The following is a 19,532-nucleotide window of genomic DNA, read 5'->3' on the forward strand; positions in this document are numbered from 1 at the left end:
GCCTTCTATGCCCAGATATGCGCTTAAGATCGAATATGATGGTGGCCCCTTTGCCGGTTGGCAAAGGCAGGCAGATCAACCCTCGGTGCAAGGGGCGATTGAGGCGGCACTGGCCCGGCTTGAACCCGGCGTGCATACCATTGCGGCTGCGGGCCGCACCGATGCCGGGGTCCATGCCACGGGCCAAGTGGCCCATGCCGATCTGACCAAGAATTGGGAGCCGTTTCGGCTCTGTGAGGCGCTGAATTATCACCTCAAGCCGCACCCGGTCGCGATTGTCGCCTGTGCGCGCGTCGATGAGGATTTCCACGCCCGTTTTTCTGCAAACGAAAGGCGTTATCTGTTCCGCCTTGTGTCGCGCCGTGCGCCGATGGTGCTGGAACGTGGCACAGTTTGGCAGGTGCAAAATGTGCTTAATGGCGATGCGATGCGCGAGGCTGCCGCGTATCTGATTGGCCATCATGATTTCACCACCTTCCGCGCCACGATGTGCCAAGCGAAATCGCCCGTCAAAACGCTGGATGAGATCACGCTCGAAGAGGTGGGAATCCCGCATGGGACCGAGTTTCGGTTCACCTTGCGCGCGCGCAGCTTTTTGCACAATCAGGTGCGGTCTATCGTCGGCACGCTTGAGCGAGTGGGCGCAGGCAGTTGGGCGCCAGAAGATGTTGCCAAAGCGCTTGCGGCAAAGGATCGCAGCGCTTGTGGCCCGGTATCCCCACCGCATGGGCTTTACCTCACGGGCGTGGGCTATCCACAAGATCCGTTTTGCTGATCACTCGGCCGGGATATTGCGTGCCAGCGCGCGCCGCGCTTCGACCACCTGACATTGCAGTGCTTCTTCGGGCAGGCTTTGCGGAGCATATTCCGGCACCGCCCACGCGACAGTCGCAATCACATCCACCTCGGAACCACGGTCGATAGCACTACGCAAATCACGCAGCGCGGCGGCGGTTTCAAGTTCCGACAGATGATGCTCACGCACCCAGATGATCTTGGGATGCGCGGTCGCGCGCGCCCCTTTGCAAAGCATCAGCTCTTCATGCAGCTTTTCCCCCGGACGCAAACCGGTGGTGACAATTTCAATATCCCCATCCGGGTTGGCCGCGTCACGCACCGTATACCCCGATGCCTTGATCATCTTGCGCGCCAGATCCCCGATTCGCACCGGCTTACCCATATCGAGCATGAACACCTCGCCACCCTCGGCGAGCGAGCCAGCCAGAAGCACCAGTTTCGATGCTTCCTGAATGGTCATGAAATAGCGGGTCACGCGTTCATCCGTGAGCGTCACCGGGCCACCACGGGCGATTTGCTCCCGAAACAGCGGCACAACAGAGCCGGAAGAGCCAAGCACATTGCCAAAGCGCACAATCGAGAAAACGGTTTTGCTGGGGCGCGCAGCAAGATCCTGCACTACCAATTCCGCAAAGCGCTTGGAGGCCCCCATCAAATTGCCGGGCCGCACCGCTTTGTCGGAAGACACCAGAACAAATCGCATCACCCCCGCGTCACGCGCGGCGCGGGCCAAAACCGCCGTGCCCAGCGTGTTATTGGAAAGACCAACGCGGGCATTCATCTCCACCAGCGGTACATGTTTGTACGCGGCAGCGTGCAAAACCACATCAATCGCCTGCGTCTCAAGCACCTGTTTTACATGGACCGCATCAGTGATGGACCCGAGCACGGGCACCACCTCCACCCCGAGCGGCTCCGCCAAAACGCGCATCTCAGCCTCGGCCTTGTAAAGTGCCAGTTCAGACAGTTCGAACAGCACCAACATCGCCGGGCGGCAGGCAATCACTTGGCGGCACAGCTCAAGCCCAATCGAACCACCAGCGCCTGAAATCAGCACGTTACGCCCGAAATAGGCGGCAAAGCCTTCGGGAAGCTCTTCGGTCAACGGATCGCGGCTCAGGAGCGAGGCATTGCCCACAGGCTTCAGCAAATCGCTCAATTCCGCGCCCCCATGAAGCTGGGCAAAAGCGGGCAAGCTTTGCACCTGCACCCCAAGCTTTTCGAGCCGCTGAGTCATGAATGTCTGCTTGTCGGGAGAGAGCGAGGGCATCGCCAAAATCACCCGGTCGATTTTGTGGCTTGCCACCGCTTTGGGCAATTGCGCGCCAGAGACAACGGGGAGGCTGTTGAGCGTCATACCGCCCAGCGCGGCGTTATCGTCAATGAAAGCACAGACCACGAAATCGGCGCTTTTGCGAAGTTCCTGCGCCAAGGCCATGCCGGTGCGCCCAGCGCCATAAATCGCCACACGCGTAAACTTCGGCGAACGCAGATAAATTTGCGTCAGCACGCCCGTCAGCACGATCCGGCTGAAATAGACGGAAACGAAGCAAATCAAGGCAAAGACAACAGGCAGCCCCGGCGGCAGAGCAAACTGCCCCAGTTGCGCCTGCACCATGGCCACACCCATCAAAATCGCGGCCAAAGCCGCCGTGCGGGCAACCGCGCCCCCTTCGTATTCACGCAGGCGGATTTTGCTTAGACCGAGGCACATCGACAGCACGCCACCGGCAAGCATCGGCAAGGGCAGTTGCACGAGGCTGTCTTGCAGCAAGACCAGCGGCATCAGCCGCGAATCATGCAACAGCAGCATCGCAGCGAGGTAAGAGCCCATGACCAACCAAAGGTCCAACGCCAGCAAGATTAGGGACTTCTGGCCACGGCTCAAAGACATGATGGATTTGACGACCAACGCGGTCCAACTCCTCAGAGGATCATCGCAGCCAAGACTAGGCGAACGACCCTAAGATTCCCTTTCCAGCATTAAGCTAATTTGTCCTATCGGACGCTTAGCGAAACACGTGCCGGATCGTGCGCCCAATCAGCATCAGATCAAATGCGACCGAGGCATGTCGCGCATAGATGCCATCAAGCCGGGCTTTGGCCGGGATGCAGCGGCTACAATAGACCCGGTCGGTATCTTCGGCGCTTTCACAACGCGACAGCAGCCATTCCTCGTGCCGATGGTAATGGATCGAGGCAAGACCGGTCACGCCGGGGCGATTGCGCAGCACATCCGCGTAGATATCGGGAAACCGCTCGACATATTCCCGCAACGGCGGGCGCGGACCGACAAAGCTAATATCGCCCTTCAGAATATTCCAAATTTGCGGCAATTCATCGAGCCGGAAGCGCCGAAGCACCCGCCCTGCGGGGGTGATCCGGCAGGCCTTATTGCCCCCCGAAACACCCGCATCTTCGGCCACCACCGTCATGGTGCGGAACTTCCACAACCGAAAAGGTGTTTGCGCGCCGCGCATCCGCTCGGCCGCGTAAAAGATCGGGCGGCCCTGTGTCAGCAAAAGGACGACGGCTATCACGAGGCAAAGCGAACCCAGCAACGGCAGCAAAAGCAACGCGAAGGCGATATCGAACAGGCGTTTTCGCAAAGTCATGCGCCAAGATCCTCCAGACCCCGAAGGTCATTGATAATGGCATCCGCCGTGGTGGGGTGATCCGGCACGAGGCCCAGCGCCTGCGCACGCTCGAGTGCCAGTTCCACGCGTTCAATTGCCCCGTCCGGGGCGGCGCGGGGCGTCCATTCCAAGCCTGCTGCCTCGGCCAAAGCCTCCATCCCCACCGGCCCAACCAGCGCAAGGTTTAGGCAGGGCGGCACGGGCTGCCCCGCCGCCACAAGCCGTACAAGGTGCCCAAGCGCACCTGCCAAAGCTTGTGGACCGATATAGCTGCGCAGGGGGCCATGCCCCGCCGGAAAGATATCAATCTGCCGCGGCTCCAAAGTGGGCGCCGCCCCCAAAAGAGCATCCGCCCCGGCGACATTTCCAATGCGCAGAACCGTGACGCCAGACGCACCGAGAAGCGCGCGCTCCATGGCCGCTTTCGCCGCGCCATAGGGGGCGATCGGCATCATTTGGCTTTCTTCCGCGCAAGGTTCGGCCCCTGCGCGGCCATAGACAGCGGCGGAAGATGCCACCAGAATCGGCTTGCCTTTGGCTGCGGCCACCGCCGCCAGCGCCAAATCTGTGTTGCGGGCCAGTTGCGCCGCATCGCCGCGCACAACGCCTGCAAGGTTCAGCACCACATCGGCCTGCGCGATAGCCGACAGATAGGCCTCCGGTTCGGACAGCGGGTCAAAGATCAGGTCGCTTTCCGCAACGGCCCTTCCCGCGCGTGCCTGCCACAGCAGCTGCGGCGCCTCATTCGCGCCCCCAGCCCAAGCGTGGCGCAACAAACGCCCCAAACGGCCAGACCCGCCCACAATTAGTAGGCGCGGCAATGCGGAAGATGCGGAAAGGTTCGGTGACGACATGCGGCGGAGAATCCGCGCAAATGCTGAAATCTAGGTTAAGCAAATCCTTCCAGAAGCCACTGCGCCCCTTTTGGCACCGATACAATCGGCGCTCTGGACCTTTGCCCCATGCGGTGCTTAGCATCCGCCGACGCAAAGGAGAGGCAGATGGCATTCGGCACCAATATTCGCACCTATTTCGAAGGCACTTGGCACGAGGGCGACGTGGCCGTTATGCGCGCCGCTGACCACGGGATTTGGCAGGGCTCTTCGGTTTTTGACGGCGCGCGGCTATTTGACGGGTTGGTGCCCGACCTTGATCTGCATTGCGCGCGGGTGAACCGCTCCGCCGAGGCGCTGATGATCACGCCAACCGTCGACGCTGCGGAAATGGTCGAAATCGCGCGCGAGGGGCTGCGCAAATACGCCCCCGATGCGGCGGTTTACGTGCGCCCGATGTATTGGGCGGTGGATGGCTCTGAATTGGGCGTGGCGCCGCAAAGCAATTCGACCCGCTTTGCGCTCTGCCTTGAAGAAGTTGCGATGCCTGCGGCCGATAAATCGACCACAGTCACCACAACGCAGTTCCGCCGCCCCGTTTTGGCCAATAACGTCTGTAACGCGAAGGCAGGCTGCCTTTACCCGAACAACGCGCGGATGCTTGTCGAGGCGCAGCGCAAGGGCTTTGGCAATGCGCTCGCCTGTGATGCGATGGGCAATCTGGCGGAAAGTGCCACGGCCAACGTGTTCTTGGTCCGCGATGGTGTCGCCTTCACGCCGATTGCCAATGGCACCTTCTTGGCGGGCATCACGCGGGCGCGCCACATTGCCAATATGCGCGCCGCCGGGATGGAAGTGCATGAAGCGGTGCTAACGCTGGATGACGTGCGCAAAGCCGATGAGGTGTTCTTGTCGGGTAACTTTGCCAAAGTCACCCCGGTCACCGCCTTTGACGATGTGCAATATGGCGACAACCCGGTGACGAAACGCATCCGCGAACTTTATTGGGATTGGGCGGTGTCTCAGCCGCTCTAGGCGCGCCAACGGAGCCATTGCCAAAACGCAGCGGGGAGGTGAACATGGCGGGACACTCGGAGGAGCGAATGCGCAAGTTTCTCGTCGTACTCGACCAAACCCGCGAATGCCTAAATGCGATGCGCTATGCCGCCATGCGCGCATCGCACACCCATGGCGGGGTGATCATTCTTTCGGTGATCCCGCCAGAAGAGTTCCAGCACTGGATCGGCGTGGCCGATATCATGCGGGCCGAAGCGCGCGAAGCGATTGAGGCGCATTTCGAGGTTTTCGCAAAATGGATGCGCGACAAGCAGGGCGTGAACCCGCAGCTTGTGATCCGTGAAGGCGATCCGGTGACCGAGATTTTGGCACAGGTGCAAGAAGACCCGGAAATTGGCGTCTTGGTGCTAGGGGCTGGCACCGAAAAAGCAGGCCCCGGCCCACTGGTGACGCAGATGAGCCGCAATTCTGGTAGCCTACCGATTCCGGTGACGATTGTGCCGGGCGATATGTCCAAAGAACGGCTCGAATCCATCACCTAAGCCCGGCTTCGGGCGCATATCCCCATTTATGGAGAGAGTTCCCCTGTCCTTATCGGACGGGAAAGGCGTGTTTTTCCCTGCGCAAATTTCGCACAAAACGTGGATTGTGTTACGCGATTAAGTCCATTTAAGCGCATTAAGTTCGGCGCTACATCAAGGTCATCAAACACGCCGCTGCGGGCGACCAGACAGGACAAAGACCATGACCGAACTTCTTAACTCCCTCGGCTTCGGCTCCACCCAAGCCATTGACATTGCTTCTCTTCTACTGCGCGTTTCGCTGGGCGGGCTGTTCCTCGCCCACGCGTGGCTGAAAGTGTTCGTCTTCACGCCCAAAGGCGCGGCGGGTTTCTTCCAATCGCTCGGCCTGCCCGGCTTTTTCGCCTATCTGACAATCGCCGCTGAAGTGTTGGGCGGTGTCGCGCTGATCATCGGGCTGTGGACGAGCTTGGCCGCGCTGCTCCTGATCCCGGTCATCGCCGGTGCGGGTTGGTTTGCGCACCGGCAAAACGGCTTTTGGTTCAACAACACGAACGGCGGTTGGGAATACCCCGCGTTTTGGAGCCTCGCGCTTCTGGTTCAAGCCCTTCTGGGCGGTGGCGCCCTCGCGGTGAGCGGGCTGTAAACAGCCCGCCCCTACAATACAATTCGACCCACGGCCCCCTGCAGCTTTACCGGCTGCGCGGGGCCGAAATTTTGCGATTGTCGATGGCCGCGTGACCCGCACTTGCCAAACGGAGAACCCGGCGCGGCAAAGCTTCGCCCGCCTTTTCCAACTCGATCGCCAGAGTCACAACGCGGCGCCCCCAGATCGCGGTCCACCGTTGCGCAGAGATCGGCTCGGAACGCTTTGCAATCAACTCCAAATCCGCCGCCAAGCGCGCCTCTGTGCGCCCGATCAGTGCCGGACCGGGGCGCGGCAAGGCCACATAGCAGACCACAATTGCCAGCGTCCCCACCGTCATCGCGATGGCCGATTGAATCACATCCGGCGTCAGCGCGGGTGCCGCGCCCGCCTGACTGGCGAGCATGAAACACATATTATAATCAAGCGCATAGATCGCTGTACGCGGATAAGCACGGGCAATCGCGCCAACGGCGATGAACGGCAAGATCGTGATAACAAGATCAAGCCAGCCGGTCAGATGCGGCTGCAAACCAATCCGATAAGCCGCGCCCGTCACCGCGCCGATCACGACACCCACCGCCATTTTCGGCGCAATCAGCTTGGGTTGCGGCAAAGACCCCATCACCAGCGCAAAAATCGCCATCGAAAAGGCGGTCAGCTCCATCGCAAAGCCCCCCACCAAGATCTGCATCGCAGAGCCCGCAAAACTCGCCAGCGCCGCAACAACAGCCCCGCGAAGCGCCAGAGTCGGGTTTGCTGGCGGCGCAAGGCGCGGCAGATCACGCCCCGAAGGCGCCGTTGATTGAAGTTCATCGATGGCCGCCCCAAGAGCCGCCAGTGACCGCGACAAGCGCGGCAAGGGGCCGGTTTCGGGCAAAGGGCCAGTGCCGGGTTCATCGGACAAGAGGCGCTGCGCCGCTTCACGGGTGGGGAAGTTGCGCGCGGCTTCCGTTGCGGCTTCCAAAAGGGCCAGCCCCGCCGCCAAAATCGCATCCAGCGCCGCCATGCGCCGATACCCTTCGCGCGAGCCTGCCGCAACAAGGCGCGCTTTCGTCTCAAGCTCGGCCCCCAAATGAATCACCTCGGCCACGACCTCATCCTTGCGGGTCGTGGGCACGCGGGTATCAAGCAGCAAGCGCGCGACTTCGGGAAACCGCTGCGCGAGCGCAGCCCCCTCGGCCCGAAAGCCGGCACTATCGGCCTTGGGCGTGAACAGCCCCACGATGAGCGCCACACTCACCCCGCCAATGAAGGTGCAGGCGAGCCGGTCCATCGCCAGATCAAAACCACCCGACGGGTCAAGAAGCGCCGGGATCACCACAACACCAATGGTAAGCGCCGTCATCATTGGTAGATAGTTGCGCACGCCTTGCCAAAGGTGGGTCAGAGCCCCGCCCAGCGCCAAAAGCGCCGCCATCACCACTGCCGTCACCCAAGGCGTGGGCGAAAGGGTCAGCAACACCAAGCCAATGCCGCCGCCAATCAGCGTGCCCAAAAGCCGCCAAAGCGCGCGTTCAAACACCACGCCGCGCCACGGCTGCGCCACCACCCAAACGGGCATCGACGCCCAAAAGGCGTGTTCAATTCCAAGGGCCGTGGCCACGGCAAAGGCCGTCCAGGCTGCGAGACCAAGACGCAAGGCTTGGCCGAGTTGGGTTCGTGTCATTTGTTCTTGCCTTAATTGACCCGGCAACCCGGTGCCGGGGGTTCGTCCATAGCTGGCTCAGGTCTTATTGCCCTGCGCCTCGATGTTCTTGTCGATGCGCTCCAAAAGCCGCAGCGCGCTGGCAACCTCGGTCTCCGGAACGCCTGCGAAAATGGTGTTGCGCAACGCATCAAGCTGGCCTGCGAGCGCGTGCAGGAATGCATGCCCCGCGACGGTGACGGAAACGAGCTTGGCACGCCGATCCACCGGATCTTCGGCGCGTTCGACAAACCCACGCGCCACAAGCGTATCAAGCACCCGCACCAGCGTCGGCCCTTCGATATCCAGATGCTCAGCGAGTTCCTTTTGCCGATAGGGGCGCGCCTCACGGGCCAAAAAACGCAGCGGCAAGGTCGAGGCCGTGCTAAGCCCATGCGCCGCAAAAACCGTGTCCATCACGCGCCGATACCGCCGCGAGACGGTGATGAGCTGATGCCCAAGGTCTTCACGCTTGCTCATTTTTGGCATTGCGACTCTCCGATTTCGATAGGTTTGCTAGCTAATTCGCACTGTGCATCTTGGCAAGTCAGTGCCTCGACAGCTTTCATAGCACACCGCAAAAGCACCGCTGATGTGGCAATAAAGCCATTGTATTTTGGTTCCACCCCATTGTGTGCAATTGCGCACAACAAGAGGCTAAAAGGACCAAATGGAATTTATTAGCCAAGCTACCTAATTTCGCTTCAACGGTTCGCCGCACGAAACGGTGCCGCAGTTGCACGAAAGGGGTTCAACATGTCCAACGAAAGCTTTGACTACATTATTGTCGGCGCCGGTTCAGCCGGTTGCGTGATCGCCTACAACATCCTGAGCCGTGGCCGCGGTAGCGTCTTGCTGCTCGAAGCGGGCGGCAGCGATTTCAACCTCTTCATTCGTGCGCCCGGCGGCATGTCCCGCGTGATCCCGACGAAATCTTGGCCCTATATGGCCGAGCCGGAAGCCCCCACCAAGAACCGCCCGATGGATGTGCTGCAAGGCCGGGTGCTGGGCGGCGGTTCGTCGATCAATGGCATGGTCTATGTGCGCGGCCACAAAGAAGATTACGACGCTTGGGAGCGGGATTTTGGCGCCACCGGCTGGAACGGCGACGAAATGCTGCGCTATTTCAAAAAAGCCGAAAACAACGAAGCCATGGCGAACGATTACCATGGCAATGCCGGCCCGCTGCATGTCAGCGAAAACCGCTATCGCCACCCGCTGAGCGAAGCTTTTGTCCGCGCGGGTCAACAAGCGGGCTACCCCTACATCGTCGATCACAACGGCGCGCAATCGGAAGGCGTTGGGTTTTACCAAACCACCACGCATAAAGGCATGCGCGCCTCGACCGCGCAAACCTATCTGCGCCGCATCCGCAAAGATAAAAACCTGAAGCTGCAACTCAACGCGATGGTGCAGCGGGTCGAGATTGAAGACGGGCGCGCCACCGGTGTCACCTACAAGGTGCATGGCAAAACCGTCACCGCCAACGCCCGCAATGAGGTGATTGTGACGGCGGGCGCGATTGGCTCGGCCAAAGTTCTGCAACTTTCCGGCCTTGGCCCGGCAGAGGTGCTGCGCCGTGCGGGCGTTCCGCAAAAAGCCGAGCTTCCGGTGGGCCGCAACTTCCATGACCACCTGCATATGTCGGTCAATGCCGCGATCAAGGACCCGATCTCGCTTTATGGCCAAGACAAAGGGCTCAAAGCGCTGCGCCACGGGATTGAGTGGACCTTCCTGCGCTCGGGCGTGCTGACCTCGCCCATTTTGGAAGCCTTTGCCTTTATTGACAGCACCGGTGCGGGGCGGCCCGATGTGCAGTTCCACTTCCTCCCCGTGCTCGACACTTGGGATGACCCGGACCTGAACCAAAAAGGCCGCGACCATGGCATCACGATCAAAACGGGGCACCTGCAGCCGAAATCGCGTGGCGAGGTCGAAATTCGCTCCGCCGACCCTGAAGATCTGCCGCGGATCCGTGCCGCCTATCTGGAAGACCCGCGCGACGTGGAAGGACAGATCCGGGCCACGCAATTAGCGCTGAAGTTCTTTGAACAGCCCGCGCTGAAAGACCAAGTGACCGAATTGTTCAACCCGGCGGTATCGTCGGCTGACTTTGAAGGGCTTGAGGCTTGGGTACGGCGCACAACGCGGACGGTTTACCACCCGGTGGGCACCTGCCGCATTGGCCAAGACCCGGCCACCTCTGTCGTGGACCCCGAACTGCGGGTGCATGGCATCAAAGGGCTGCGCGTCGCGGATAGTTCCACCTTCCCACATATCCCCTCGGGCAACACCAACGCCCCCACCATCGCGCTTGCCGAAAAGGCCAGCGACCTGATTTGCGGCCTGCCCAATACGGCAGCCATCGCCGCTGAATAAGACCGGAGACTAAGACTATGGCACAACAAGACATCCTTCCCGAAGTGCGCGCCTTTTTGGCGCGCCAGCAGGGGCATTTCATCAACGGCAAAGCGGTTGAAGGCAAAGGCGCGCGGATTGAGATTAAGAACCCCGCGAATGGCGAGGTGATTGGCTCCGTGGCGCAAGCCACGCCGGAAGAGGTGGAAGAAGCGATCGCCACCGCCGATGCCGCCTTCCGCGGATCCTGGGCAGAGACGGCCCCTGCCGAGCGCGAGCGGATTCTTTATCGCTTCGCTGATCTGATTGAAGAACATGGCGAGGAAATCGCCCAGTTGGAAACGCTGCAATCGGGTAAACTGCTTGCGCTTTCACGGATGATCGAAGTCGGTTGGGCGGCGCAATTCCTGCGCTACTATGCGGGCTGGGCGACGAAAATCTCGGGTGAGACGATCCAACCCTCGGTCCCGGCGGCTGGCAAAGAGCGTTACACCGCAATGACCCTGCGCCAACCCTTGGGCGTGGTCTTTGGCATCATCCCGTGGAACTTCCCCGTGATGATCCCGGTCTGGAAGTTCGGCGCGGCGCTTGCCACCGGCAACACGGCCCTGCTCAAATCCGCCTCCCCCACGCCGTTTTCGCTGCTGCGTGTGGCAGAGCTTGGCAAGGAAGCGGGCCTACCCGATGGCGTTTTGAACGTGATCAACGGCCCCGGTCGTTTGGGCGACATCATCATCCCCGACAAACGGATTGCGAAAGTCTCGCTCACGGGTTCGGTCAACACCGGCAATATCGTGGCGCTGGAATCGATGAAGGCGAACCTCAAACACGTCACGCTGGAACTGGGCGGCAAGAACGCCGCGGGCTTCCTGCCGGATATGAAGGTTGAAGAAATCGTCGATGGTATGATCGAGGCGGGCTTCATGCACACCGGGCAAATCTGTGCCTCGGCGGAGCGTTTCTTGGTGCATCGCAGCCAGATTGATGCCGTGGCCGAGGCAATCCGTGCGCGGCTTGAAACCATGCAGCCGGGCGACCCGTTGGACCTTGAGGCAGGCATCGGCCCCGTTGCCACCGAAGCGCAGTTCCAAAAATGTCTCGACGCCTTTGAAACGGCACGGGCCGAAGGCGATGAAATCGTCACCGGGGGCACCGCCTTCGACCGCCCCGGTTTCTACGTGAAACCGACGATCATCCGCCCGAAAACGCTGCAAAGCACCTCGTGGCGCGAAGAGGTCTTTGGCCCGGTGGGCACGCTGGTCGCCTATGACGATGAAGAGGAACTCGTGCGCGAGATGAACGACACGCCCTATGGGCTGACCGCCTCGGTCTGGACCCATGATCTGGCGACCGCGCTGCGGCTGGTGCCGCAAGTCGAAGCGGGCACGGTTTGGGTGAACATGCACACGATTGTGGACCCTTCAGTTCCCTTTGGTGGCGCCAAAGGTTCGGGCATTGGCCGCGAATACGGCTCTGCCTTCATCGAGAACTACACCGAACTGAAATCGGTCATGATCCGGTATTGATCCGGCTCCCCCCCAAGGCTGGGTCGAACGGGCGGCGGTGGTGCAAACCACCGCCGTCTTTTTATCTGCACGAGGCCTCCCATGCGGAAACCACTCCCTTGCACACCCACTGAAAAAGGCGCCCGAACCACTCGGGCGCCTTGATGTTTGGTCGATTGGGTCGCGCCGAAACGCAACCCGATGTCATGGCCTTAGGCGGTTGTCGCTTTCGCTTTACGGCGCCCGAAGAGCGCATCCACCAGCCGGAAGAAGAGCGGCACGAAGAAGATCGCGAGCCCCGTCCCCGACAAAGTCCCGAAGAAGGTGGTGTAGCCAATCGCCTCGCGCGCCCCGGCACCCGCACCGGTCGACAAGATCAGCGGCACGACCCCCAAGCTGAAGGCGAGCGAGGTCATCAAGATCGGACGGAACCGCAGTTTCGCGGCCTCGACCGCCGCTTGCAGCCCGGTTTCGCCAAGGCTCCGCATCCGTTCACGGGCAAATTCCACGATCATGATCCCGTTCTTACCCGTCAGGCCCACCACGGTGAGCAGACCCACTTGGAAGTAGACACCATTCGCCTGCCCGCCAAGCCACGCACCAATCAGGCCCCCGATGATCCCCACCGGCATTGCCACGATCACCGCAATCGGGATCACCCAGCTTTCATAAAGCGCGGCCAAGCACAGGAACACAGTGGCCAGCGACAGCGCGTAAAGCAGCATCGCACCATTGCCCGCTTCTTTCTCCTCAAGCGAGAGCCCCGACCATTGCAGCGAGAACCCGGGCGGCAGTTGCGCGGCCAAACGCTCCATTTCCTCAAGCGCAGCACCAGAGGAAACCCCCGCCGCAGGCGAACCTTGGATCTCCATCGCGGGAAGCGCATCGTAGCGCACGATTTGCTGCGGGCCGAAGACCCATTTCTCATCGGCAAAAGTCGAAAGCGAAACGAAATCCCCATTCGCATTCGGCACACGCCAAAGCGCGAAATCGGCAGGGGTCGAGCGTGCCCAGGGTTCCCCCTGCACATAGACCCGTTTCACCCGGCCCTCGTTCAAGAAGTCGTTCACATAGGAAGACGACCAGACCGTATTGAGGAAATCGCCCACATCCGCCGCGGTCAGGCCAACGGCACCGGCTTTCGCCCAGTCGATATCGAGCCGGAACTGGGCCGCATCTTCCACCCCGTTGGGGCGCACGCCTTGCAACAGATCGCTTTGCGATGCCATGCCCAAAAGCTGGTTGCGCGCGGCGAGCAGTTCTTCATGCGTTTGCCCGGTGCGGGCCTGCAAGAAGGCGGTGAACCCGTTCGAGTTGCCCAGTTCCAAAACCGGCGGCGGCACGATCGGGATCACGATCGCTTCTTTGATGCCACCCATCAGCGGCCCAAAGGCACGGCCAGCGATTGCCTCCGCCCCGTTTTGCGGGCCGACACGCTCAGACCAGTCTTTGAGCTTGATGAACATCATCGCCATGTTTTGGCCTTGCCCCGCGAAGGAGAAGCCAACGACCGAGAAGACGGATTCGACGTTTTCCGCCTCTGCGTTTTGGTAATAGGCCTCGACCTGACGCACGACTTTTTTGGTTTCCGCCGCCGTCGTCCCCGAAGGCGTTTGCACCAGCGTCATCAGCACGCCTTGGTCTTCATCGGGCAGGAACGAGGTTGGCGTGCGTTCGTAAAGCGCAATCATCCCCGCCACCAGCGCGGCATAGACGATGAGCCCTTTGACCGGGTTCGACACGACCCATTTCACGATCCCGCCGTACCCCCCAGTGATGCGGGTGAAGCGGCGCTCAAACCGGTCGCCAAACCAATTTGCAAAGCCGCCCTTGGCCTCAGAATGGGGCTTCAGCAGTGTCGCACACAGCGCAGGCGTGAAAACAAGCGCCACAATGACCGAAAGCGCCATGGCAGAGACGATGGTGACCGAGAACTGCTTATAAATCTCCCCGGTCGAACCGCCAAAGAACGCCATTGGCACGAACACGGCAGAAAGCACCATGGCAATACCGACAAGCGCGCCCGAGATTTCGCCCATAGACTTACGCGTCGCCTCACGCGGGGAAAGGTGTTCTTCCCCCATGATCCGCTCGACGTTTTCCACCACAACGATGGCGTCATCGACCAAGAGCCCGATGGCAAGCACCATGGCCAGCATGGTGAGCGTGTTGATCGAGAAGCCAAAGGCCGCCATCACGCCAAAGGTCCCCAAAAGCACCACCGGCACCGCCAAGGTCGGGATCAGCGTCGCCCGCACATTGTGCAAGAAGAGCAGCATCACCAAAACCACCAACACGATGGCCTCAAAGAGGGTTTTCACCACCTCTTCAATCGAAAGCGTCACGAAAGGCGTGGTGTCATAGGGGATGACGTAATCCATGCCCGAAGGCAAAAATGGCGCCAATTCCGCCATCCGCGCTTTCACCAGCTTGGCCGTATCAAGCGCGTTCGCGCCAGAAGCCAACTGGATCGCCATACCGGCCGAGGGCGCACCATTGTGGAACGCCTCAATCTCATACATCTCGGCGCCCAGTTCCACCCGCGCCACATCGCGCAGCAAAACAAGCCCGCCATCGGTATCGGCCCGCAGCACGATCCGCTCGAAATCCGCCGGGGTTTGCAGCAGCGATTGTGCGGTGATGGTGGCGTTAAGCAATTGCCCCTCGGGCGCAGGAAGCGCCCCAAAAGAGCCCGCCGAGATTTGCGCGTTTTGCCCCTGAACAGCGGCAATCACCGTTGCAGGCGCCATGTCATAGGCTTTGAGCTTGCGCGGATCGAGCCAGATACGCATCGCATGTTCAGAGCCAAAGACCCGCACCGAGCCCACGCCTTTAAGCCGCGAGAAGCTCTCGACCATCGACGAGGTCATATAGTCGGCCAGCTCCACGCCAGAGCGCGAATGGTCCGGTGAAATCAGCGAGACAACCATCAAGAAGCCGGTGGTGGATTTTGCCACCGTCACCCCTTGGCGCGTCACCGATTGCGGCAGGCTGGCCTCCGCTTGGGCCAGTTTGTTTTGCACCTGCACCTGCGCAATGTCTGGGTCAGTGCCCAATTCAAAGGTCAGCGTGATCGTGGCGCGACCGGTTGAGGTGGTGTCCGAGCGGATGTAGCGCAGCCCATCAAGGCCGGTCATCTGCTTTTCGATCACCTGCACCACGGTGTCGGTGACAGTTTCCGCCGAAGCGCCGGGATAGGTGGCCGAGATCACAACCGCCGGGGAGGCGATGGAAGGATATTGCGACACAGGCAGCCGCAAGATCGACAAAGCACCGATGCCCATGATGACAAGGGCAATAACCCAAGCGAAAATGGGCCGATCAATAAAGAACCGAGACATCAATGCGCCTCCGCTTCCGGAGCGGCCCCTTCAGGCGCGCCCTGCGGGGCACCACCCGGCGCACCTGCGGGCACTACTTGCACCGGAGCGCCAACACCGGTTTTTTGGAAGCCCGAGGTGATCACTTGCGCGCCGCTCTCAAGCCCGCCGGTGATGATCCATTCATTGCCCGAAGGTGCGGCCACTTCGACACTGTGCTGGGCAACGTGACCATCCTCTACCGTCCAAACATAAGCATCGCCCGAACGGTCGCGCATCACCGCGTTTTGCGGCAGCTTAAACGCGCCTTTGGCCTGCGCTTGCGGCAGGTCCACCTCCACATACATGCCGGGCAGCAGCACATGATCCGGGTTCGGGAAGGTCATGCGAAGGGTCACCATACCCGTGGTCGGCTCCACCCGCGGCTCTGCCGCCTCAAGACGCCCCTTTTGCGGGAAGATCGACCCATCGGCCAAGATCAGAGTGGCCTCACCCGTGGCACGCATCTCCCGACCTTCGGGGGTCGATGTCATGCGCAGAATGTCGGTCGCTGATTGCGTCACATCGACATAAACCGGGTCCAGCGCACGGATCGTGGTGAGCGCGGTCGATTGCTGGGCCGCAACCAGCGCACCGGTGGTGGCTTGCGTCAGACCGATCACACCCGAAATCGGCGCGCGGATCGTCGTGCGATCCAGCTCGATATTCGCACTCATCAATTGCGCCTGCGCCGCTTGCAACGCGGCATCGGCCGATTGGCGGCTGGCCACGGCGCTATCGCGGTTTTGTTCAGACCCGGCACGGTTGGTGAAAAGTTCAACCGCGCGCTTTTCTTCCAGAACCGCCAAGTCGCGGGCCGCTTCGGCCTGCGCAACGGCGGCTTCGGCGGCTGCTACGGCGGCGCGATAGCTGTCATCTTCGATTTTATAGAGCGGTTGGCCACGGGTGACTGAGGCGCCCTCATCAAACAGACGGTCGCGCAGAATGCCCGACACCTGCGGCCGCACCTCTGCCTCGGTCGAGGCTTTGATACGCCCCGGCAAGCGGGCATCAAGGGTCAAATCTTGGGCCTCGGCGGTGATCACCGTGACGGGCGCAGGGCCACGGCCCTGTTGTTGCGCCAAAAGGGCGTTGGGCAAAAGCGCAAGCGCAAACCCAAGGGGAAGGATCAAGGAGGATCTGTGGAAGGACATGGGGAACCTGAAACGCTGTGGGAGGGTCGGTTGAGGAAGAGGGTCAGTTCGGCGCGCCTGCGGCGGCGACACTGAGGGTGATATAATGGGCGGCGCGCTGCGCCTGTGCTTGGGCAAGGCCCTGCTGTGCAGAGAGATAGGTCCGCTCGGCATCAAGGACAGTCATGAAATCGCCTTGCCCCAGAGAATAGTTGGTGCGCGACAATTCCAGCGTCTCTGAACTGGTATCGACCAGATGGCGCTGCGCGGCGATATTGCGGCCATCGCGGGTATAGGCGGCCAGCGCCGTTTCGACCTCATCAATGGCGTTGAGCACGGCGGCTTCCCACGCGAGTTTCGCTTCAAGCGCCCGCGCCTCAGCCCCGCGCAAATTGGCGCGGTTGGCACCGCCGGTGAAGATCGGCAGATCAAGCGCGGGGCCCAGCGTCCACGGCGTGATTGAGGTGGTATCATGCACGCGGGTCGGCGTGATTGCCCCCGTCAATGTAACCGACGGGAAGAAGGCCGCTTTCGCCACGCCAATATCATAGACCGAGGCGGCATAGAGCCGCTCGGCCATCTGCACATCAGGGCGCACGCGCAACACATCGGCGGGCACGCCGACAGAGGCGCGATAACGCGGCACCGGTTGCGGCGCGCCACGTTGGAGCGACGGCCGCAAGCTTGAAACAGTTTGCGCGGTCAGGCTCGCCAATTGCACCAAGGCTTGGTCGAAGCCGGTTTCAAAGGCGGGCAATTGCGCCTCCCCTTCAGCCACCAATTGCTCGGCTTGCAAAAGTTCCAAACGGCCCGCGGCGCCGCTGTCCACCTGCGCACGAGTCAATTCAAGGCTGCGCTTGCGGCTTTCAATCGAGCGGCGCGTCAGGGCAATGGAAGCTTGCTGGAACCGAAGTTCCGCGTAAGCCTGCGCAATCGCCTGCTGCATGGTAAGGCGCGCGACATCGGCGCTGAGATAAGCCGCATCCAGCCGCGCCGCTGCGGCTTTGCGGTTGGCGCGGTTCGCTCCAAACAGATCGAGCATCCAACTGCTGCCTAGCCCAACCGTGCTTGTGTTGGACATGCCCGCACCTTGCGGGTTGCCGTGCGTGGCACTCGCAGAGCCCGCCAGTTGTGGCAGGTCCGACGCCCGTGCCAAACCCGCATTAGCGCGGGCTTCGTCAATTGCGGCGACCGCTTGCAGCACATCCAGGTTGCGCGCCGCCCCCGCTGCAATCAGCGCATCAAGTTGGCTATCGCGGAACGCGCGCCACCAGCCCTCGGCCCGGTCGGCCCGCGCGGGCGCATTGGCATCAAACCGCCCCGGTGCAACGGCCAAAGGTGCATCATATTGCACCTGCGCACAGCCCGCGAGCGCCGCACTGGCGCCCGCCAGAAACACCCGCCGCGACACGACCGCACCGCGCTTTTCCCATACCACCCGCTGCATGCCGATTCCTTTGCCTGCTATTTTAGCCCCCTTTACATACATACGCGTTTGTTTGTAAAGGGGGCTCACGCCAGCAAGGCCATCGTCAGACTTGACCCATGCTAAAACTGACGAAACAACAGGCAAATTAGGCGCCGGAGGTGATGTGAGACGCAGCAAAGCAGACGCGGAACAAACGCGCTTGGGGATTCTCGACGCTGCCGAACGGTTGTTTTGTGCGCGTGGCATCGCCCAAACGACGCTTGAGCAAGTGGCCCGCGAAGCCGGCGCCACACGCGGGGCGATCTATTGGCATTTCAAAGATAAAACCGATGTGCTCAAAGCGATTTATGAGCGTTACAAACCCCCGCAACTGCTGCGCCTAGAAACGGCTGCAAACGAACCGACCTCGGGTGACCCGCTCGATATTATCGAAGCGACGGGCTTTGAATTTCTGCAAATGATCGAGACCAACGAGCGCCAGCAAAGGCTGCATCTGATCTTGCAATCCGGCACACCGGGGGACGACACAGCCCCATGGCGTGAAACGATCAACGGAAATATCTACGAGATGCTGCGCACCTTGATGCAACGCGCCAGCGACGCAGGCCAGCTTTCCCCAGATATCAGCGCCGAAGAAGCCGCCATTTCGCAAATGGTGATGGTCAATGGCTTGATCGGTGAATGGCAACGCTCGGGCCGGGCATTTTCCCTCACACAAGTCGGCAACAAATTGCTGCGCCACCTGACATCCTCACTGCGCGCAAACTGAGGGGTAAGGTGGTGTGAGGCTGCGCGTATTTGCCAATCCGCTTCAGGAGGTCGGTGTTTTCCCTGAGGAATACGTTGAGCCTCTGATTGCTGCGCTTTAATTCACTCTCTCTTCGTCCTGTTGCCCCCCTGTCGCAAAGAACATTTCTCTGCCGACGAATTCGATAAGCTTTACGCACTCTGTCGCCTCCGCGGTCTCGGTTTCGTCCAAGCGAGGTGCTCGCCATATGCCCGGCGAGCCGCACGTTCAACCGGGGGATTGACCCGCGAGGAGGGGACGAGCGCTGGCCGCGGCTCGCGGGCGGTTTCAGGGCATGGGTGGTTCGTGATCGGACAGACATTCTGCGTGCTCGCGCAGCACCTCGAGAATGCGGCAATTTGCGATCCGGTCGGCCCTGCATTCGCCGATCATCCGCTGCAACTCCGCCCTCAGCGCCTCGAGCCGGGCGATGCGCGCCTCGACCTCGCGCAGCTGCTTGCGGGCGACCGCATCCACCTGAGCGCAAGACCGCTCGGGGCTGTCGGAGAGTGCCAGCAGGTCGCGGATCGCCTGCAACGGAAAGCCGAGTTGCCGAGCGTGGCGGATGAAGGCGAGCCGGTCAAGCTCGGGCGCGCCATAGCGGCGCTGACCGCCGTCGCTGCGCCCGGGCTCGGGCATCAGGCCGATCTGTTCGTAATAGCGGATCGTTTGCACCTTGGTGCCGGTGCGCTTTGCGAGGGTTCCGATCGACAGCATGGGCCTGTCTCCTGCGATGCTGGGCCGCGGTGCCTTGCGCCCCGGCGCGGGGACGAAAAACCCGCGACACGGGTTGAACCTACAGTTGCTGTAGGTCGTATATCTG

General features: G+C 61.2%; 16 protein-coding genes. 7 read left to right on the plus strand and 9 right to left on the minus strand.

Translation table 11 applies throughout. The features are described from left to right. Positions 1 to 7: 7 nt before the first annotated feature. On the plus strand, positions 8 to 775 hold the full coding sequence (truA, locus tag CRO18_RS15020) for a tRNA pseudouridine(38-40) synthase TruA (protein ID WP_097082740.1): 768 nt from the start codon (positions 8 to 10) through the stop codon (positions 773 to 775). Here truA and CRO18_RS15025 read toward each other — a convergent pair whose 3' ends face one another. The 3 genes from CRO18_RS15025 to CRO18_RS15035 form a co-directional block, all read right to left on the minus strand. Continuing rightward, positions 776 to 2,692: a nucleoside-diphosphate sugar epimerase/dehydratase gene (locus CRO18_RS15025; RefSeq protein ID WP_097082741.1), complete on the minus strand. Its 1,917-nt coding sequence runs from the start codon at positions 2,690 to 2,692 to the stop codon at positions 776 to 778. It abuts the gene before it with no gap. Positions 2,693 to 2,807: 115 nt separating this feature from the next. Further along, complete coding sequence (locus CRO18_RS15030; RefSeq protein ID WP_097082742.1) at positions 2,808 to 3,413, minus strand: sugar transferase; 606 nt, start codon at positions 3,411 to 3,413, stop codon at positions 2,808 to 2,810. Continuing rightward, positions 3,410 to 4,255 carry an NAD(P)-dependent oxidoreductase gene (locus CRO18_RS15035; RefSeq protein WP_170952700.1) on the minus strand — a complete coding sequence of 282 codons (846 nt, stop codon included), beginning with the start codon at positions 4,253 to 4,255 and terminating at the stop codon, positions 3,410 to 3,412. The genes CRO18_RS15030 and CRO18_RS15035 overlap by 4 nt, the downstream gene beginning before the upstream one ends. 180 nt (positions 4,256 to 4,435) lie before the next feature. Between CRO18_RS15035 and CRO18_RS15040 the strand changes: the two genes are divergently transcribed. The 3 genes from CRO18_RS15040 (at position 4,436) to CRO18_RS15050 (ending at position 6,451) form a co-directional block, all read left to right on the plus strand. Continuing rightward, the gene (locus CRO18_RS15040; RefSeq protein ID WP_097082744.1) at positions 4,436 to 5,302 is read left to right on the plus strand and encodes a branched-chain amino acid aminotransferase; all 867 of its coding nucleotides are present in this window, start codon (positions 4,436 to 4,438) and stop codon (positions 5,300 to 5,302) included. Between the two features lie 68 nt (positions 5,303 to 5,370). Further along, entirely contained in the window at positions 5,371 to 5,826 is a 456-nt protein-coding gene (locus CRO18_RS15045; protein WP_097082745.1) for a universal stress protein, read from the plus strand. 202 nt (positions 5,827 to 6,028) lie between these two features. Then, the gene (locus tag CRO18_RS15050) at positions 6,029 to 6,451 is read left to right on the plus strand and encodes a DoxX family protein (protein ID WP_097082746.1); all 423 of its coding nucleotides are present in this window, start codon (positions 6,029 to 6,031) and stop codon (positions 6,449 to 6,451) included. 46 nt (positions 6,452 to 6,497) lie between these two features. Here the strand turns inward: CRO18_RS15050 and CRO18_RS15055 are convergent, their stop codons facing one another. Together CRO18_RS15055 and CRO18_RS15060 are read right to left on the minus strand one after the other, a co-directional pair. Further along, positions 6,498 to 8,120 carry an FUSC family protein gene (locus CRO18_RS15055; protein WP_097082747.1) on the minus strand — a complete coding sequence of 541 codons (1,623 nt, stop codon included), beginning with the start codon at positions 8,118 to 8,120 and terminating at the stop codon, positions 6,498 to 6,500. Between the two features lie 57 nt (positions 8,121 to 8,177). Further along, complete coding sequence (locus CRO18_RS15060) at positions 8,178 to 8,618, minus strand: MarR family winged helix-turn-helix transcriptional regulator (RefSeq protein WP_170952701.1); 441 nt, start codon at positions 8,616 to 8,618, stop codon at positions 8,178 to 8,180. A gap of 276 nt (positions 8,619 to 8,894) precedes the next feature. Between CRO18_RS15060 and CRO18_RS15065 the strand changes: the two genes are divergently transcribed. Together CRO18_RS15065 and CRO18_RS15070 are read left to right on the plus strand one after the other, a co-directional pair. After that, a complete protein-coding gene (locus CRO18_RS15065; RefSeq protein ID WP_097082748.1) occupies positions 8,895 to 10,517 on the plus strand; it encodes a GMC family oxidoreductase in 1,623 nt (540 codons plus the stop codon). Positions 10,518 to 10,534: 17 nt separating this feature from the next. Next, on the plus strand, positions 10,535 to 12,022 hold the full coding sequence (locus tag CRO18_RS15070) for an aldehyde dehydrogenase family protein (protein ID WP_097082749.1): 1,488 nt from the start codon (positions 10,535 to 10,537) through the stop codon (positions 12,020 to 12,022). 191 nt (positions 12,023 to 12,213) lie between these two features. Here the strand turns inward: CRO18_RS15070 and CRO18_RS15075 are convergent, their stop codons facing one another. From CRO18_RS15075 to CRO18_RS15085, 3 genes are read right to left on the minus strand one after another with little or no spacing between them, the layout of a single operon-like run. Then, the gene (locus CRO18_RS15075; RefSeq protein ID WP_076486149.1) at positions 12,214 to 15,342 is read right to left on the minus strand and encodes an efflux RND transporter permease subunit; all 3,129 of its coding nucleotides are present in this window, start codon (positions 15,340 to 15,342) and stop codon (positions 12,214 to 12,216) included. Beyond that, the gene (locus CRO18_RS15080; RefSeq protein WP_097082750.1) at positions 15,342 to 16,514 is read right to left on the minus strand and encodes an efflux RND transporter periplasmic adaptor subunit; all 1,173 of its coding nucleotides are present in this window, start codon (positions 16,512 to 16,514) and stop codon (positions 15,342 to 15,344) included. Before CRO18_RS15080 ends, CRO18_RS15075 begins: the two co-directional genes overlap by 1 nt. Positions 16,515 to 16,557: 43 nt before the next feature. Continuing rightward, positions 16,558 to 17,940 (minus strand): efflux transporter outer membrane subunit, encoded by a 1,383-nt coding sequence (locus CRO18_RS15085; protein ID WP_097082751.1) that lies wholly within the window; start codon positions 17,938 to 17,940, stop codon positions 16,558 to 16,560. A gap of 145 nt (positions 17,941 to 18,085) precedes the next feature. Here CRO18_RS15085 and CRO18_RS15090 point away from each other — a divergent pair, with 145 nt between their 5' ends. Further along, positions 18,086 to 18,691 carry a TetR family transcriptional regulator gene (locus CRO18_RS15090; protein ID WP_170952702.1) on the plus strand — a complete coding sequence of 202 codons (606 nt, stop codon included), beginning with the start codon at positions 18,086 to 18,088 and terminating at the stop codon, positions 18,689 to 18,691. 306 nt (positions 18,692 to 18,997) lie between these two features. Here the strand turns inward: CRO18_RS15090 and CRO18_RS15095 are convergent, their stop codons facing one another. Next, the gene (locus CRO18_RS15095) at positions 18,998 to 19,426 is read right to left on the minus strand and encodes a helix-turn-helix domain-containing protein (protein ID WP_097082753.1); all 429 of its coding nucleotides are present in this window, start codon (positions 19,424 to 19,426) and stop codon (positions 18,998 to 19,000) included. Positions 19,427 to 19,532 lie beyond the last annotated feature (106 nt).

The organism is Rhodobacter sp. JA431 (assembly GCF_900217725.1).
GTDB classification, from domain to species: Bacteria; Pseudomonadota; Alphaproteobacteria; order Rhodobacterales; family Rhodobacteraceae; genus Rhodobacter; species Rhodobacter aestuarii.

Excerpts from the sequence above, each read along its gene's own strand:
- truA (WP_097082740.1), top strand. The coding sequence starts at position 8 with ATGCCCAGATATGCGCTTAAGATCGAATATGATGGTGGCCCCTTTGCC.
- CRO18_RS15025 (WP_097082741.1), bottom strand. The coding sequence starts at position 2,692 with ATGTCTTTGAGCCGTGGCCAGAAGTCCCTAATCTTGCTGGCGTTGGAC.
- CRO18_RS15030 (WP_097082742.1), bottom strand. The coding sequence starts at position 3,413 with ATGACTTTGCGAAAACGCCTGTTCGATATCGCCTTCGCGTTGCTTTTG.
- CRO18_RS15040 (WP_097082744.1), top strand. The coding sequence starts at position 4,436 with ATGGCATTCGGCACCAATATTCGCACCTATTTCGAAGGCACTTGGCAC.
- CRO18_RS15045 (WP_097082745.1), top strand. The coding sequence starts at position 5,371 with ATGCGCAAGTTTCTCGTCGTACTCGACCAAACCCGCGAATGCCTAAAT.
- CRO18_RS15050 (WP_097082746.1), top strand. The coding sequence starts at position 6,029 with ATGACCGAACTTCTTAACTCCCTCGGCTTCGGCTCCACCCAAGCCATT.
- CRO18_RS15055 (WP_097082747.1), bottom strand. The coding sequence starts at position 8,120 with ATGACACGAACCCAACTCGGCCAAGCCTTGCGTCTTGGTCTCGCAGCC.
- CRO18_RS15060 (WP_170952701.1), bottom strand. The coding sequence starts at position 8,618 with ATGAGCAAGCGTGAAGACCTTGGGCATCAGCTCATCACCGTCTCGCGG.
- CRO18_RS15065 (WP_097082748.1), top strand. The coding sequence starts at position 8,895 with ATGTCCAACGAAAGCTTTGACTACATTATTGTCGGCGCCGGTTCAGCC.
- CRO18_RS15070 (WP_097082749.1), top strand. The coding sequence starts at position 10,535 with ATGGCACAACAAGACATCCTTCCCGAAGTGCGCGCCTTTTTGGCGCGC.
- CRO18_RS15075 (WP_076486149.1), bottom strand. The coding sequence starts at position 15,342 with ATGTCTCGGTTCTTTATTGATCGGCCCATTTTCGCTTGGGTTATTGCC.
- CRO18_RS15080 (WP_097082750.1), bottom strand. The coding sequence starts at position 16,514 with ATGTCCTTCCACAGATCCTCCTTGATCCTTCCCCTTGGGTTTGCGCTT.
- CRO18_RS15085 (WP_097082751.1), bottom strand. The coding sequence starts at position 17,940 with ATGCAGCGGGTGGTATGGGAAAAGCGCGGTGCGGTCGTGTCGCGGCGG.
- CRO18_RS15095 (WP_097082753.1), bottom strand. The coding sequence starts at position 19,426 with ATGCTGTCGATCGGAACCCTCGCAAAGCGCACCGGCACCAAGGTGCAA.